The sequence below is a fragment of the Bacillus sp. TH22 genome (genome assembly GCF_016651015.1).
Classification (GTDB): Bacteria; Bacillota; Bacilli; order Bacillales; family Bacillaceae_G; genus Bacillus_A; species Bacillus_A mycoides.
Map to the genome: position 1 here is coordinate 1,284,147 of NZ_JAEKER010000001.1, position 15,035 is coordinate 1,299,181.

Annotated in this window: 14 protein-coding genes and 1 other annotated feature; of the genes, 4 read left to right on the forward strand and 10 right to left on the reverse strand. The window is 35.5% G+C overall.

Translation table 11 applies throughout. From position 1 onward, the window contains the following. Positions 1-7: 7 nt before the first annotated feature. A complete protein-coding gene (locus JFU18_RS06425; RefSeq protein WP_000236011.1) occupies positions 8-727 on the reverse strand; it encodes a DUF554 domain-containing protein in 720 nt (239 codons plus the stop codon). A 213-nt stretch (positions 728-940) separates the two neighbouring features. On the opposite strand from JFU18_RS06425, the gene JFU18_RS06430 reads away from it, so the two are divergent. Both JFU18_RS06430 and JFU18_RS06435 read left to right on the forward strand, forming a co-directional pair. Continuing rightward, on the forward strand, positions 941-2,044 hold the full coding sequence (locus JFU18_RS06430) for a CapA family protein (RefSeq protein WP_201033623.1): 1,104 nt from the start codon (positions 941-943) through the stop codon (positions 2,042-2,044). Between the two features lie 52 nt (positions 2,045-2,096). Further along, positions 2,097-2,324 (forward strand): hypothetical protein, encoded by a 228-nt coding sequence (locus tag JFU18_RS06435; protein WP_201032965.1) that lies wholly within the window; start codon positions 2,097-2,099, stop codon positions 2,322-2,324. Between the two features lie 96 nt (positions 2,325-2,420). Here JFU18_RS06435 and ilvA read toward each other — a convergent pair whose 3' ends face one another. Next, the gene (ilvA, locus tag JFU18_RS06440; protein WP_201033622.1) at positions 2,421-3,683 is read right to left on the reverse strand and encodes a threonine ammonia-lyase IlvA; all 1,263 of its coding nucleotides are present in this window, start codon (positions 3,681-3,683) and stop codon (positions 2,421-2,423) included. 32 nt (positions 3,684-3,715) lie between these two features. Next, positions 3,716-5,389, reverse strand: a complete 1,674-nt coding sequence (gene ilvD / locus JFU18_RS06445; protein ID WP_002012150.1) for a dihydroxy-acid dehydratase — start codon at positions 5,387-5,389, stop codon at positions 3,716-3,718. A 103-nt stretch (positions 5,390-5,492) separates the two neighbouring features. Next, positions 5,493-5,738, reverse strand: a binding site (T-box leader). A 261-nt stretch (positions 5,739-5,999) separates the two neighbouring features. Between ilvD and JFU18_RS06450 the strand changes: the two genes are divergently transcribed. Beyond that, the gene (locus tag JFU18_RS06450) at positions 6,000-6,758 is read left to right on the forward strand and encodes an SDR family oxidoreductase (protein WP_002141274.1); all 759 of its coding nucleotides are present in this window, start codon (positions 6,000-6,002) and stop codon (positions 6,756-6,758) included. 44 nt (positions 6,759-6,802) lie between these two features. On the opposite strand, the gene JFU18_RS06455 is transcribed toward JFU18_RS06450, so the two are convergent. From JFU18_RS06455 to JFU18_RS06470, 4 genes are read right to left on the reverse strand one after another with little or no spacing between them, the layout of a single operon-like run. Beyond that, positions 6,803-7,492 carry a response regulator transcription factor gene (locus tag JFU18_RS06455; RefSeq protein ID WP_201032962.1) on the reverse strand — a complete coding sequence of 230 codons (690 nt, stop codon included), beginning with the start codon at positions 7,490-7,492 and terminating at the stop codon, positions 6,803-6,805. 15 nt (positions 7,493-7,507) lie between these two features. After that, positions 7,508-8,998 carry a sensor histidine kinase gene (locus tag JFU18_RS06460; RefSeq protein ID WP_201032961.1) on the reverse strand — a complete coding sequence of 497 codons (1,491 nt, stop codon included), beginning with the start codon at positions 8,996-8,998 and terminating at the stop codon, positions 7,508-7,510. A gap of 27 nt (positions 8,999-9,025) precedes the next feature. After that, positions 9,026-10,270, reverse strand: a complete 1,245-nt coding sequence (locus tag JFU18_RS06465; RefSeq protein ID WP_201032960.1) for a copper resistance CopC/CopD family protein — start codon at positions 10,268-10,270, stop codon at positions 9,026-9,028. A gap of 16 nt (positions 10,271-10,286) precedes the next feature. Continuing rightward, complete coding sequence (locus JFU18_RS06470; RefSeq protein WP_201033621.1) at positions 10,287-11,915, reverse strand: multicopper oxidase family protein; 1,629 nt, start codon at positions 11,913-11,915, stop codon at positions 10,287-10,289. Positions 11,916-12,161: 246 nt separating this feature from the next. Here JFU18_RS06470 and msrA point away from each other — a divergent pair, with 246 nt between their 5' ends. Next, complete coding sequence (gene msrA / locus JFU18_RS06475) at positions 12,162-12,695, forward strand: peptide-methionine (S)-S-oxide reductase MsrA (RefSeq protein WP_113708704.1); 534 nt, start codon at positions 12,162-12,164, stop codon at positions 12,693-12,695. A gap of 166 nt (positions 12,696-12,861) precedes the next feature. Here the strand turns inward: msrA and JFU18_RS06480 are convergent, their stop codons facing one another. From JFU18_RS06480 to JFU18_RS06490, 3 genes are all read right to left on the reverse strand, one after another. Continuing rightward, positions 12,862-13,062, reverse strand: a complete 201-nt coding sequence (locus JFU18_RS06480) for a hypothetical protein (protein ID WP_002141267.1) — start codon at positions 13,060-13,062, stop codon at positions 12,862-12,864. Between the two features lie 204 nt (positions 13,063-13,266). Continuing rightward, positions 13,267-14,163: an RCC1 domain-containing protein gene (locus tag JFU18_RS06485; RefSeq protein ID WP_201032955.1), complete on the reverse strand. Its 897-nt coding sequence runs from the start codon at positions 14,161-14,163 to the stop codon at positions 13,267-13,269. A 164-nt stretch (positions 14,164-14,327) separates the two neighbouring features. After that, entirely contained in the window at positions 14,328-14,969 is a 642-nt protein-coding gene (locus tag JFU18_RS06490; protein ID WP_201032950.1) for a FusB/FusC family EF-G-binding protein, read from the reverse strand. Positions 14,970-15,035 lie beyond the last annotated feature (66 nt).

A 15,035-nucleotide genomic window follows, 5' to 3' on the forward strand; every position in this document is an offset into this window, starting at 1 on the left:
CCTTCCCCTAATGACTTATTATCAAACCATAACCGTATATAATAGAAACAATTACTCCAACCATTAATATGCCTGGAAGTAAATTTGCCACTTTAATTTTAATAAATCCAAGTAAGTTTAATCCGATTGCGAATATCATAATACCGCCAGTAGCCGTCATTTCCACTATAAATTGATTCATTAATTCTTTTGGAACAAAACTATTAATTTGTGTTGCAAAAACTGCAATACCTCCCTCATATAAAATCACTGGAATCGCTGAAAATACTACGCCAATTCCTAGAGTTGTCGTTAATATAATAGAAATGAATCCATCGATAATCGCCTTTGTAAATAAAATATCATGATTTCCGCGAATCCCACTGTCCAATGCACCAAGTATCCCCATCGCTCCGATTGCAAAAATAAGCGTGGCTGTTACAAAGCCTTCTGATATGCTCCCTTTCCCTTTCGATCCAACTTTATTTTCTAGCCAATCCCCTAACAGTTTTAACCTTTCTTCTAATTGTAGCCATTCTCCGATTACCGTACCAATAACTAAACTTAGTATGACAACAAGAAAATTTTCACTTTTTAATGCCATTTGAAGTCCAAGTACAGTAACCGCTAAACCAATTGCATGCATAATTGTTCCCTTCATACTTTCTGGAATCGCACTAAATAATTTACCAAGTAAAGTACCAAATATAATACAAATCCCATTTACAACTGCTCCTAATATAACCATTTCTCATTCTTCACCCTTCGAATTCTTTATTTCTATATTTTGGTTTATACATTGATTTACAGGTTACCTATATGTTAACGTAATATTGTGAATATTAACAAACGTTTTTCACTACATAACCCGCTATTTTTTTGTAACTATACAAAGACCGATTGCCTTTAGTAGATTCATTGTTAATCTAATTGCGGGATAAACTCAAAAGGGAAGGTATTTATGAAAACTTTACTAAAACGATTTCTGTTAATAGCCTTTTTCATTACACCAATTGTTTTATTAATCAACTACTCTTTTATTTCAAAAGCGAAAGACAAACCTGATATGCAAAACAAATCTAGTAAAACAGCTTCAAAAAGCGAAAAGAAAACCGAAGACCCTGAAATCACACTCACCTTCTCTGGTGATACAATGTTCGATTGGCAATTACGTCCCGTAATCGAAAAAAATGGGGCTGATTATCCATTCCAACACGTAAAAGAAGAAATAACGAAAGCTGATATTTCTTTTGTTAATTTAGAGTCAGCATTTACAACGAGAGAAAAAAAAGTACCTGGGCAACAATTTTGGATTAAAGGTGATCCATCCACACTACAAGCCATTAAAAACACCGGATATGACATCGTGAACATTGGCAATAACCATACGCTTGATTATGGGCAAGATGGACTACTAGACACCATTTCTCACGTCGAAAAATTAAAACTACCTTACACTGGAGCCGGAAAAAATGCTGAAGATGCTTATACTGCTCGTGAACTAACTGTAAAAGGAAAAAAGTTTAAATTTCTTTCCTTTGTACGCTTTATGCCCAACTTTAATTGGGTAGCTGGTGACAATAAACCCGGCGTTGCAAACGGATATGACCTAGATCTTGTAACAAAAACGATTCAAGAGCAAAGGAAAGATGCTGATTATGTAATCGTCTATATGCATTGGGGCGTCGAAAAATCTAATCGCCCAATAGAATACCAGAAACAATATGTTCCGAAAATGGTAGAGGCGGGTGCTGATGCAATCGTTGGAAGTCACCCGCATTGGTTACAAGGATTTGAGTATTACAATAAAGTTCCTATCGCATACTCGTTAGGAAACTTTTTATTCCCGAATTATGTAAATGGAAAGAGTGCCGAAACAGGCGTATTAACTTTAACCTTTAAAGGTAAGGATGTCCAAATGTCATTCAATCCTTACATCATTCGCAACAACCAAGTTTCTCCTGTAAATGAAGAAGAAAAGAAAAAAGCACTGCAATATTTACAAACGGTTTCAACTGATGTAGAAATTGATGACACTGGGAAAATAATAAACAAACGCAACTAAACAGCACGAGATTCATTTCTCTGTAACATACATTACGGGATAGGTGATGAATATGCTGAAAAACTTATTAGAAAATATAAGTCTGTTAGAAAACGTGTATAAAATATCTATAGCGATCCTGCTTTTATGTTCATTTTTTTCTGTTAGACTTCTAAGAAAAATAAAGCGAGAGAGAAAACTTACTCCCTTTGAATTTACAATGTATGTAATCATTCGTATTGCAATACTTTTTTGGTTAACTAGCTTTATCCTACTTGAATATGGAACGTATTTCGTTTAACTTTCAAAGAATAAAAAAGATAGAACAAGCAGGATTTCCCTCCTGTATCTATCTTTTTTATTTCAAGTAGAATTGTATGTTAACTCTTTTCTTTTATTAAATAAGTAAATCAAACAGCACAGGATTTTTATTAAGCTCCACGAATTGAATGTTATTTTCTTGAAAACGAGTAATTAAAGCTTCATAGTCTTCCTTATGCTTTAATTCTACCCCCACTAAAGCTGGACCATTTTCTTTATTATGTTTCTTAATATACTCAAAGCGAGTAATATCATCTTCCGGTCCTAATCCTTTATCAAGAAACTCTCGTAGTGCTCCTGAACGTTGCGGAAATTCAATGATGAAATAGTGCTTTAATCCTTCATGAATAAGGGATCGTTCTTTCATTTCTTGCATTCTATCAATATCATTATTTCCACCACTTAACGTGCATACAACTGTTTTTCCCTTTATTTCATCTCTGTATAGATCAAGTGCCGCAATAGAAAGCGCACCAGCTGGCTCTGCTACAATCGCATTTTTCTTATACAGTTCTAAAATCGTTGTACAAACCTTTCCCTCCGGTACTAAAACAATATCATCAATTACATCTTTACATGTTTCAAAAGTTAACTTTCCTACCTTCTTAACAGCTGCTCCATCAACAAAACTATCAATCTTTTCTAATGCAACATTTTCATTTTGAAGAAAAGCTTCTTTCATAGATGCAGCTCCCATCGGTTCTACACCGATTACCTTTGTAGTAGGACTAACCCCCTTTACATATGTACCAATACCAGATGCTAATCCACCACCGCCAATTGCTGTAAATATATAATCAACTGGTTTCTCCATATCATGCATAATTTCAACAGCGACTGTTCCTTGACCAGCAACGACATACGGATCATCAAACGGATGTACAAATGTCATCCTATTTTCTACACAATAGCGCTGCGCCTCTTGGAAAGAACTATCAAATGTATCACCAACTAATACAATGTCTGCGAAATCACCACCGAAAAATTCAACTTGTGATACTTTTTGCTTAGGTGTCGTTGTCGGCATGAAAATTTTTGACGGAATATTCAATAAATTACACGTATAAGCAACTCCTTGTGCATGATTACCAGCACTTGCACAAACAACACCATTTTGTAACTTTTCTTTCGGTAAACTTTGAATTAAATTATACGCACCACGAATTTTGAAAGAACGAATAACTTGTAAATCTTCTCGCTTAACATATACGTCACATTCATATTTCTCAGATAAAACTGAATCTCGTTGTAACGGTGTTTTAATAACGATATCTTTCATGCAATTATGAGCCATTAAGATATCTTCAATTTTCACTCTCTCCTTTACATTTTGCACCATTTTATATCATCCTTATCTCTTTTTATATTGGCTCAATCAAAATTCGGGATTTTCAGAACTGCACCTGTATTCGCCGATGTTACCATTTGTGCATAACGTCCAAGCCACCCAGTTTTCACTTTTGGTTCTGGTCGTTTCCACCCTTTTTTACGCTTCTCTAATTCCTCATCACTAACTCTCACTTCTAACAAGCGTTCCTCAACATCAATACATACAATATCTCCTTGTTCAAGAAGTGCAATCGTTCCGCCAGCTGCTGCTTCTGGTGAAATATGCCCTACCGAAATACCACGTGAAGCACCAGAGAAGCGACCATCAGTTAAAAGTGCAACATCTGCTCCTAATCCCATACCAGCAATTGCTGATGTTGGTGCTAACATTTCCGGCATACCAGGTCCGCCTCTTGGTCCTTCATAGCGAATAACAACTACATCTCCTTTCTTAACTTTCCCAAGCATAATGCCGGCAAGCGCCTCATCTTGTGAATTAAAAATAACGCAAGGTCCTTCAAATCGTTTTACTTCTGTTGCTCCGCTTTTAATAACCGCTCCGTCTTTCGCAAGGTTTCCTTTTAATATACGTAATCCTCCTTCTTCACTATGAGGATTTTCTAGAGAATGAATAACTTCCTTATCTTGAATCTCTGCATGAGCAATGTTTTCTCTTAATGTTTGCCCAGTAGCGGTTATACGATCAAGGTGAAGTACCCCTTCTTTTCGGCTCATCTCTTTCAAAATTGCACTAATCCCGCCTGCGCGATCGATATCTTCCATATGCCAATTAGAAGCTGGACTTACTTTACATAAATGCGGTACACGCCTTGAAACTGCATCAATGCGGTTCATATCGTAATCTAACCCCGCCTCTTGTGCGAGTGCTAACGTGTGTAATACTGTATTCGTTGATCCACCCATCGCCATATCAAGTGCAAACGCATCATCAATTGCTTCTTCTGTTACAATGTCGCGTGGTTTAATATCTCTTTCAATTAAAATTTTTAATTTTTCTGCTGCTTGTTTAATTAACTCCTCACGTCTTGGATCAATCGCTAAAATACTCCCGTTACCAGGAAGAGCTAAACCTAACACTTCACATAAACAGTTCATAGAGTTCGCTGTAAACATACCGGAACAAGAACCACAAGATGGACAGCCATGATCTTCAATATCCTTTAATTCTTCTTCTGAAATTTTCCCAGATTGGTAGGCTCCTACCCCTTCAAAAACAGAACTTAAATCGACAACTTCCCCTTTAGATGTTTTCCCAGCTGCCATCGGTCCACCTGAAACAAAAACAGTTGGAATGTTTATTCGAAGTGCAGCCATCATCATACCTGGTGTAATTTTGTCACAGTTTGGAATACAAATCATTCCGTCAAACCAGTGTGCATTTACAACTGTTTCTACTGAATCTGCAATGATTTCACGACTCGGAAGCGAATAACGCATACCGATATGACCCATCGCAATACCGTCATCTACTCCAATTGTATTAAATTCAAATGGAACCATGCCTGCTGCACGTACTGCTTCTTTAACAAGTTTCCCAAACTCATTTAAGTGCTTATGACCCGGAATAATTTCAATAAAAGAATTACAAATTGCTATGAATGGTTTATCAAAATCTTCATCTTTTAAACCAGTTGCTTTTAATAAACTACGATGCGGAGCTTTATCAAAACCTTTTTTAATCATGTCACTTCTCATCTTGTCAAATCCCTTCTTACACATTTTTTCTCTTACTTAATCTATTTTTTAAAATAAAAACTCTCACCTCAGCAATCAACTACTACTTAATAGTAGCTTTGATTGCTGAGGCGAGAGTTTCGCGTTACCACTCAGCTTCCTTACACTTCTCACGAAATATAAGCTTTGTAGGTCCAACCAGACCCCCGTCCTTTTACCGGAGACGATACCGCCGCCCTCTACTCAGTTTCCCTTTCGCAAGCGATGCTCCGAGGTGATATTCAATGATTCGATGCTTACTACTCTCGCAGCCTTGGAGTAGCTCTCTGAAACGATCATAATCATCTACTTTCCTCTTCTTTGCATATATATAATATAAAGTCTGAAAATTCATAATTGGCTTTTATTTGTTAAACGTATTATAGGACTTTGTTCTTTTCATTGTCAACATTTTTTTAAAAATTCATTTTTAAAGTTCAATTCATACACCAAAAGGTTGTTTATTTTTCTCAAAACAAAATTGGAATGAACTTCTTACACGTACTCATATATTACTTAAGTATGTTTGCTTTTCTACATAAAGAAAAACAACTTAAAACATATAAAAATTTCATGAGGAGATGAGAGAACTATGTTAAAAGGTAAAATAGCATTAGTTACTGGAGCAAGCCGAGGAATTGGACGTGCTATCGCAAAACGTTTAGCAAACGATGGTGCATTAGTTGCTGTTCATTATGGTAACCGAAAAGAAGATGCTGAAGAAACTGTTCATGAAATTCAATCAAATGGCGGATCAGCTTTTTCTATCGGTGCAAATCTTGAATCTTTACACGGTGTAGAAAACCTATATAATTCTTTAGATACTGAATTGCAAAAGCGAACTGGTGGAACGGAATTTGATATTTTAATAAACAACGCTGGAATTGGACCTGGTGCTTTTATTGAAGAAACGACTGAACAATTTTTTGATAGAATCGTTTCAGTAAATGCAAAAGCACCATTCTTCATCATCCAACAAGCTCTACCGCGTTTACGTGACAATAGCCGGATTGTTAATATCTCATCAGCCGCAACTCGCATTTCTTTACCTGATTTCGTTGCATATAGTATGACGAAAGGTGCAATTAACACAATGACTTTCACTCTAGCAAAACAACTTGGCGCACGAGGTATTACTGTAAATGCAATACTTCCAGGCTTCATTAAAACAGATATGAATGCGGAACTCTTGAGCGATCCAATGATGAAACAATATGCTACTAACATTTCAGCTTTCAATCGATTAGGTGAAGTAGAAGACATTGCCGACACTGCTGCATTTCTCGCTTCTCCTGATAGTCGCTGGGTTACTGGACAATTGATTGATGTTAGCGGAGGATCTTGTTTGTAAATTCATTTACAATAAAAAAGCCAGCAAAAATGCTGACTTTTTTATTAGTGTGTAAAACGATATCCTACTCCCCAAATTGTTTCAATGTATGATTTATCAAATGGATCGAGTTCAATTTTTTGACGAATATTTTTCACATGTACAGCAACCGTTGCTGCATCACCAATTACATCCATCCCCCATACAGTTTCAAAGAGACGATCTTTACTAAATACTTGGTTTGGATGTTCCGCCATACAAGTTAATAAATCAAATTCTTTTCCTGTTAACATGACCTCAGTTCCATTTATAAATACACGTCGTGCCGATTTATAAATAAGCAATCCTCGAATACGAATTTCATCTTTTATTTTTTCTCGCTTCCCTGTTAAACGATCATAACGGGCTAGATGAGCGTTTACACGCGCCACCATTTCACTTGGGCTAAATGGTTTTATAATATAATCATCTGCTCCAAAACCTAACCCTTTAATTTTATCGATTTCCTCTTGTTTTGCGGACACCATAAGTATTGGTATGTCCTTTTTCAATCGAACTTGTTTACAAATTTCATATCCATCTATTCCCGGTAACATTATGTCTAAAATTAACAAGTCATAATCCTCCAGAAGAACTCTTTGTAAACCTTTTTCGCCAGAGTAATCAATATCTACTGTATACCCCGCAACCTCTAAATAATCCTTTTCTAACTCTGCTATAATAGCTTCATCTTCAATAATTAAAATTCTTTTCAAGATGCTCTCCTTTTTCTAATTGATTTTTTGTAATGTAAATGCCAGCGTCGTTCCTTTACCTTTTTTGCTTTCTACCCAAATATCACCACCATGTTGTGTGATAATCTGATGTGCAATTGACAAACCAAGTCCGCTTCCACCCGTTTTAGAATTTCTAGAATGATCTGCACGATAAAATCTTTCAAATATATAAGGCATCGCCTTCTCCTCTATTCCTATCCCATTATCTTTTATGTAAATCGTTACATAATCAATAGATTCGGTCATGCGAATTCCTATATATCTTTCTTCTTTATCCATATACTTCACACTATTCCAAATGATATTTGTAATAACACGACGTAATTTTTCACGATCACCTTTTACCAAAATAGAAGTATCCTTTTGAGCATCCCAACTCACTGCAATTCCCTTATCTTGCAATTCAAGCTGTAGTTCTTCTATACAATCAGATAAGTATTGATTAATTTCAACCTCTTCAAATTGAAACGGTTCCTCTTTCAAATCAAGTTTTGAAAAGAGAAAAAGCTCGTCAATTAATTGATCCATATCAAACACTTTATGATAAATAATCGTTAAATATTTATCTAATTGTTCTGGAGTTCGAGCGATACCTTCTTTAATTCCTTGTACATAACCTTTAATAGCCGTTATCGGCGTCCGTAAATCATGAGAAATATTTGAAAGCAACTCTTTACGATTCTTTTCATATTGCATTTGCAACTCGACCGATTCCTTCAACCTGCCACGCATCTCTTCAAACGATAAACTTAATTCACCTATTTCATCTTTCGCAAGCGGCTTTACTTGAAAATCTAAATCACCCTTTTGAATTCTTTCCGTTGCCTGCTTTAATGAATGTAAGGGTTTAATAATACTCCGTGATATAAAATATGTTAATATTCCATTCGTAATAATTAACCCCAGTATTAAAGAGCATACGAAATACGGGAAAAATTCTCTAATCATTTCTTCTAAAGGATTTACATACTCAAATACAAAAATACTAACCTTATCCTTCTCTTCATCGTAGTAATCAAATTGCTTATAGTAAAAAGAATTACCCTCTATTTTCACATCCATTCCCTTTCTTTGTCCTTCCGTTTCAAATGCGGGTAGGTATTTATCAAACGAAGAGATTTTAAAATATGGGGATGAATATTTAAGCTCATCATTTTTTCGAATTAGTAATCCTGCTTGATTATCGTTTAATTCTTTATCAGTTTCCTTTAAAAAATTTATATCCTCCAATTTATCTGGAGCATACGATGAAAGAATTTTCAACCTACTAAAAATATCATCTTCATCTTCTTTTGTACGAATAGCTCCCTCCTGCTCTTTATCAATGAGAGAATGACTATTTTGATTAAGACCAATGATTGCTTTTGCAATACGAATATCACCAAATAAAGTAACACTAATTAACATAACTGCTATACCGCAAAAAACGATTGGAATAATTACCATCGCAACATACGACAACAGCAATCTAATACGGATTGACATTACAGAACTCCTATGAACATTATAATTTTAGCTTGTTACAGAATTCACCGGAAACGAAACTTGACTCATCCAAATACCAGCTAATAATACGAGTATAGCTAGAACAATTTCTAAGAGCAATAAACGGCGATTAACTGTTCCGATATCGTTACCCCATGTTTTCGTTTGTCTCCATGCTACAATTGTAATTATACATACAGTAAGAATCTTTATATTTAAAAGGTTCGTCCATATTGAATTAAAATTAAAAAGTACCCAATTCCTTGTCTGTAAAAACACAATTAATTCCCCAGAAAGAAATGCTAGAATAAATGAAATACCAGCAATAATGCTAAAATGCTTACGGAAACTCTTTTGATCAAATGTAATTTTGTATAATGTTGTCCACACTATAACAAGAGCTAAATAAATAAGTGCTCCTAGCCACACTGCAATACTCATAACGTGGACCATTCTAATTATAACTGCTGCCCAATTTGGATTAGTAATCCATACATGACCTGTGAAAGAAAAACTCGCAACAAGAAATCCCCAAATTAGCGCATACCATTCGTTCCCCATATGCCGCAAAGACATAAGAACTAATAATAGCAGTTGAATCATAATAATAACTGAAAATGGCGAATGAATAAGTAAACTTCCCTTCGGAATAACTGACTTATATACTATTAATTCGGCTATTAATCCTACTACAAGTATAGAGAAAAAAATCTTTTTCATATTCTTCATTCTTTGCAATATGGAAGGTAATCTATAACGCTTTACAAACATATCGAGCCACTTTACTCCTGCTCCAATTAAAATCATTCCCTCAACAATATAGCGTAGTGTTACTATCATAACATCTGAAAATACTGAGCCACTCCCACTCGCATTTTCCTCTACCACTACATTAGTTTGTACTTCTTCTCCAATTGAAAAGGGATAGCCTCCCTCACTCGGATGTCCGTCTGCAGAAATCATAGACCACCTTACTGTGTAAGTACCATTATTTAAGTTTGGTATTTTCACTTTTATTTTTGCTGGGTTATCTAATATTTCAACCTTTGATACTTGCACTCTCTTTGCACTTGCATCTAGCAATTCAATATTAACTACATTTCCCGCAACTGGTTCACTAAATTCAAGAATAATCTGTTCCGGTTGTACTGTAAGAACCTCACCCTCTTTAGGGGTGGCTCCTACAACACTTGTATGAGCAAATACACTACTATGAGAAAATAAAAATATACTTGTACTTATTACAATAAATACTATCATTCTATAAAGCATGAAAACCTCCGTATTATTATTCTGGATGATTACCCGCGTGATCTCCTGTAGAAAACGGAGTAGTTACCCCCTCATAATTCATCATCGTATGCATTCCTTTTTCCGCATGAACGAGATGATGACAATGAACCATCCATAGTCCACTATTATTTGCCTCTAGAGCAATTTCATATTCTTCTCCCGGAAAAACATTAACTGTATCTAAGTAAATCGGACTTCCCTCCATTGGTTTACCATTTTTAGAAATAACCTGGAATGTATGTCCATGCAAATGCATTGGATGAATTTCTTCCCCCTTATTTTTAAATCGAATCTTAACTTTATCCCCTTTCTCTACTTTAATTGGTGGAATGTCAGGTGATGTCTTTCCATTAATCGTATACACCCATTTTTCTTGTCCATTTACATCTTTCACACCTTCTGCCAAATCCATATCATAGACTTTTGTAAACTTTGAATCTATCGTAAACTTGCCAACTTCTTTTTCTCCATATTTCGTAAAGTCAAACCATGGATAACTCTTTATATCAACAGGTTTTTTCGGAAAAGAACCGTTCCCAATAGTCGTCGTTAACATTCGATTCATTTTCTTAGATGGATCAACATTAATAAGTTTTACACTCGTTGTTTCTGGCATTTTAAAAACAAGGTCATAACGTTGTGCAGCTCCCATCGGAAGAATTGCTTTATCTAGCTCGTCCCCACCTTTTATGTCACGACCATCTAATGCAATAATTTGAAATGGCGCCCCAACTAATGTCATTAAATGCGTATTATTCCCAGCATTAATTAAGCGAAGGCGTACTGTTTCACCTGGTTTTGCATCCAATCGTAGTCCCTCACTTGTATCATTTAATGTAAATACATCGTAATCATCTCCATCAGATAAATCTTTGAGTTGATCATTACTTGGCATCATTAATGGTCCTTCTAAAGTTTGCGCCTTTTCATTTCGAATATGATTGCTAGGATAGCTATCCCAATCTTTATCTTGTTCGCCATTATGCTTACGGGTTTTTATGTCTCCTGCTTTCCATTCATGGATTGCCACTGTATAATCCTTTTCATATTTTACAGCTGCTTTATTCGGTTCAATAACAATGGTTCCAAATAGTCCCCGCTCCGTTTGTTTTGCACTTTTTTGATGTGAATGATACCAATATGTCCCCACCTGATCAGCATTAAATGCGTATGTATATGTTTCACCTGGTTTTATAGCATTTTGCGTAACACCTGGAACACCATCTACCGCCGCAGGAACATCTAATCCGTGCCAATGGATTGTAACCGGTTCTGGTAATTCATTTTTCAAATTTACAACAATACGTTCACCTTGTTTAACTCGAATTTGAGTACCCGGTGATGTTCCATCAAAGGTCCATGCATCTACCTTTTTTCCATTTCCCAAATCTAAACTTGCTACTTTCGTCGTAATATTAAAAGTTTTTGTAACCCTTTTTTTGGCATCTGAATTCGTAAGAGATGTAATTGATTCTGAAGTAGATGTTACGTCTCTTAACTTCTTTTTTTCATTTGTACCTGGGTAATTATTAATTAAAAAATATCCGAAAACAACTAACCCTAATAGTAAGCATGCCGCAATCAATATATTTCTTAAATCACTTTGTATAAATTCTTTTTTCATATTAGTCTCTCTTTCATTTTTTGTTGTAAACTATTAATTTTCATACGTGGATTCATTGCCTATCACCTCACATATTCACTTCGATTTACATCATAACACTCAGAAAAAAGAAACTTTGAAGGAATTTTAAAGACTTTATAAAGAAATATATTTCAATTTTTATTTACTTCTAAATCTTTTTTATTGCGCAATAAAACATTTTATATAATACTGTATAAAACATATATATTTAGGAGGATTACAGCAATGTCTGAAAAAACATACGAACTCGCAACCTTCGCAGGCGGTTGTTTTTGGTGCATGGTAAAACCATTTGATGAGCTTCCCGGTATTCAAAAAGTACTTTCCGGCTATGCAGGTGGTCATGTAGAAAACCCAACATACGAACAAGTAAAGACTGGAACATCTGGACATTTAGAAGTTGTACAAATTACATTCGATCCTTCTATTTTTCCTTATCAAAAATTACTAGATTTATATTGGCCACAAATTGATCCAACTGATGACGGCGGACAATTTTTCGATCGTGGTCCATCTTACCGCACAGCAATTTTTTATCATAACGAAACGCAAAAAGAGCTTGCTGAAAAATCAAAACAAGCTCTAGCAGAAAGCGGTATGTTTAAAGGTCCTATTGTGACTGAAATTCGCTCAGCTGCACCTTTTTATGAAGCAGAGGAATACCACCAGCATTTCTATAAAAAGAATCCAGAGAAATATGCTACCGAGCAAAAAGAATCTGGTCGTGAAGACTTTATAAAAGAAAATTGGCAAAAATAATAATAAAAATGCATCGTACCTTTTAAGTACGATGCATTTTTATCTTTGAAAAAAGTACCATACAATGATGAGAACAACCGCTGTTAATGTCCAAAGTGCTATTTCATTTTTCACTCTACTCTTTTTCTTAGTCATTTCCTCTCCTCCTAATAGCAATACAACGTATTCAAGATTTCCTCTGTTTAATTGTCCACCTTATATACGTGAATACATCCTTACAAATTCTTATAACAAAACCACCGACGATTCCGATTGCAATTGAAATTACTAACATCTGTACAAAACTAAGAGTAGTTGTGTATGTTATGTAGATAACAATGCATACAAGTAAAACATCCGGTAAAGAAAGCAAAAACTTTTTAAGCATTTCTTCAGCTCTCCTATGCTTTATTTGTAATTTATACTTTCTACTGTAGCTTTGAAATAAAGTTTGTTCAAAAATTCCATTTAGACACTCATTTTATGGAAAAAGAATAAGAACCTCTTTTAAAAAGGGATTCTTATCTACATATCCTATTCCATAATTACTCCTAAACTAGAATAATATTACTAGTGATTTGTTGTGAATTAACTATTTGCCAGGCAATCGGATGTTGCGCCAGCTACCTACATCGCATTGACCGTATGTATTATCACCTACTGCCACCACGGTGCCATCTAATTTAAGTCCGACCGTATGCGCACAACCTGCCGCTATCGCTACAATATCACGCCAATCACTTACATTACATTGGCCATACTCATTCCAGCCGACTGCCACCACGGTACCATCTGATTTCAGAGCGATTGTATGATTACTCCCTACCGCTATCGCCACAATATCGCGCCAATCGCTTACATCACATTGGTCATGTTTATTATTACCCACAGCCGTCACCATACCGTCAGATTTAAGACCAACTGTATGAAGATATCCCGCCGCTATCGCCACAATACCACGCCATCCACTTACATTGCATTGGCCATATCGATTATTCCCCACAGTGGTCACTGTGCCGTCCATTTTAAGACCGACTGTATGCCAGTCACCCGCCGTGACCACCACAATATCTCTCCAGCTACTTATATTACATTCTCCTTCTTTATTTCGCCCCACTGCTATTACTGTGCCATCCGGTTTAAGGCCAATGGTACGACGCCACCCTGCCGCAACCGCTACAACATTATGCCAATCATTTACATCACATTGTTCATGCTTATTCCAACCCACCGCTTCCACAGTATTATCACTTTTAAGAGCGATTGTATGAGCGTTCCCAGTGTTCGTCGCCATATGAACATTGCCCGCAGCGACTGCTTCAATATCACGCCAGCCGCTTACATTGCATTCACCTTCTTTATTTCGCCCCACTGCTACCACCGTACCATCCGATTTTAGAGCAACTGTATGTCCACGACCTGCCGCTATCATATCTTTAGGCCACCGTTTCACTTTTAACATTTCTTCTTTCGGTGAAATGTAATTCATGTTTTACCTCCTTCAAAATAAGCAACTGTATCCAAATAGATATTTTTATCAAATTTCATTATAAATGACCTGACTTTTTTTATAAATCTACAGCTACAAAAGAAGCCTATTATTACTTCTTCAAAAAATAAAAACCTCCAGTTTAAATACTAGAGGTTTCTTCTTTATTTCTTCAATCGTTCAATAAAATCGTTCAATTTATCAAGCGATTTCATATTATGATTACAAGCTACACCATCTTTGCAAATATAGTTTCCCTTTCTAACGAAAGTTCCTGGTACATCACCTTTAATTTCAACTAAAAACATACCTACTTCTTCATGCCCATGACATAATGAACAAATGCTTTTTTTATTTAAACTTTGAAATGTTCCTTGCAGACCAACAAACTTATTTTTATCATTTTTCGCTACAATAAATTTCCTACTTGATCCTTTGTCAATCCAACTTAAATAAGATAATTCTTTCATGTCCAGTTCTTCCATATCAGGCAGTTTTAATTTTTTTGCTTTAGGAAATAATTTTTTTAATGTTTGTGCTGTAACTTCCTGAAACGGAATGACATACGGATTTATTTTCATTAAAAACGATTCTGCATCTTCTCTATTTTGAACTGTTAATACCGTATCAATTAACTCTTTCTGTTCATCCGTTAAATTCTCAAATACATGTATTATTTTTTCAATTGCAAGTGATTTTAACGCTTGAATTACACCTCTATCATTTGCCGTTGCATGCCCATTTGCTAAAATATAAGCTTGTGACTTTATAAAATTGTATTGATCACTTCTAATAAAAGCTTCCATCTTTATCACTCCATACAAATTGTTGATCTAGTCTTACCCCGCATTAACGGGCAGTAAGACTCCCAC

Coding starts and splice junctions, on each gene's coding strand:
- JFU18_RS06425 (WP_000236011.1), bottom strand. CDS start 727: ATGGTTATATTAGGAGCAGTTGTAAATGGGATTTGTATTATATTTGGT.
- JFU18_RS06430 (WP_201033623.1), top strand. CDS start 941: ATGAAAACTTTACTAAAACGATTTCTGTTAATAGCCTTTTTCATTACA.
- JFU18_RS06435 (WP_201032965.1), top strand. CDS start 2,097: ATGCTGAAAAACTTATTAGAAAATATAAGTCTGTTAGAAAACGTGTAT.
- ilvA (WP_201033622.1), bottom strand. CDS start 3,683: ATGGTGCAAAATGTAAAGGAGAGAGTGAAAATTGAAGATATCTTAATG.
- ilvD (WP_002012150.1), bottom strand. CDS start 5,389: ATGAGAAGTGACATGATTAAAAAAGGTTTTGATAAAGCTCCGCATCGT.
- JFU18_RS06450 (WP_002141274.1), top strand. CDS start 6,000: ATGTTAAAAGGTAAAATAGCATTAGTTACTGGAGCAAGCCGAGGAATT.
- JFU18_RS06460 (WP_201032961.1), bottom strand. CDS start 8,998: ATGTCAATCCGTATTAGATTGCTGTTGTCGTATGTTGCGATGGTAATT.
- JFU18_RS06465 (WP_201032960.1), bottom strand. CDS start 10,270: ATGCTTTATAGAATGATAGTATTTATTGTAATAAGTACAAGTATATTT.
- JFU18_RS06470 (WP_201033621.1), bottom strand. CDS start 11,915: ATGAAAAAAGAATTTATACAAAGTGATTTAAGAAATATATTGATTGCG.
- msrA (WP_113708704.1), top strand. CDS start 12,162: ATGTCTGAAAAAACATACGAACTCGCAACCTTCGCAGGCGGTTGTTTT.
- JFU18_RS06480 (WP_002141267.1), bottom strand. CDS start 13,062: ATGCTTAAAAAGTTTTTGCTTTCTTTACCGGATGTTTTACTTGTATGC.
- JFU18_RS06485 (WP_201032955.1), bottom strand. CDS start 14,163: ATGAATTACATTTCACCGAAAGAAGAAATGTTAAAAGTGAAACGGTGG.
- JFU18_RS06490 (WP_201032950.1), bottom strand. CDS start 14,969: ATGGAAGCTTTTATTAGAAGTGATCAATACAATTTTATAAAGTCACAA.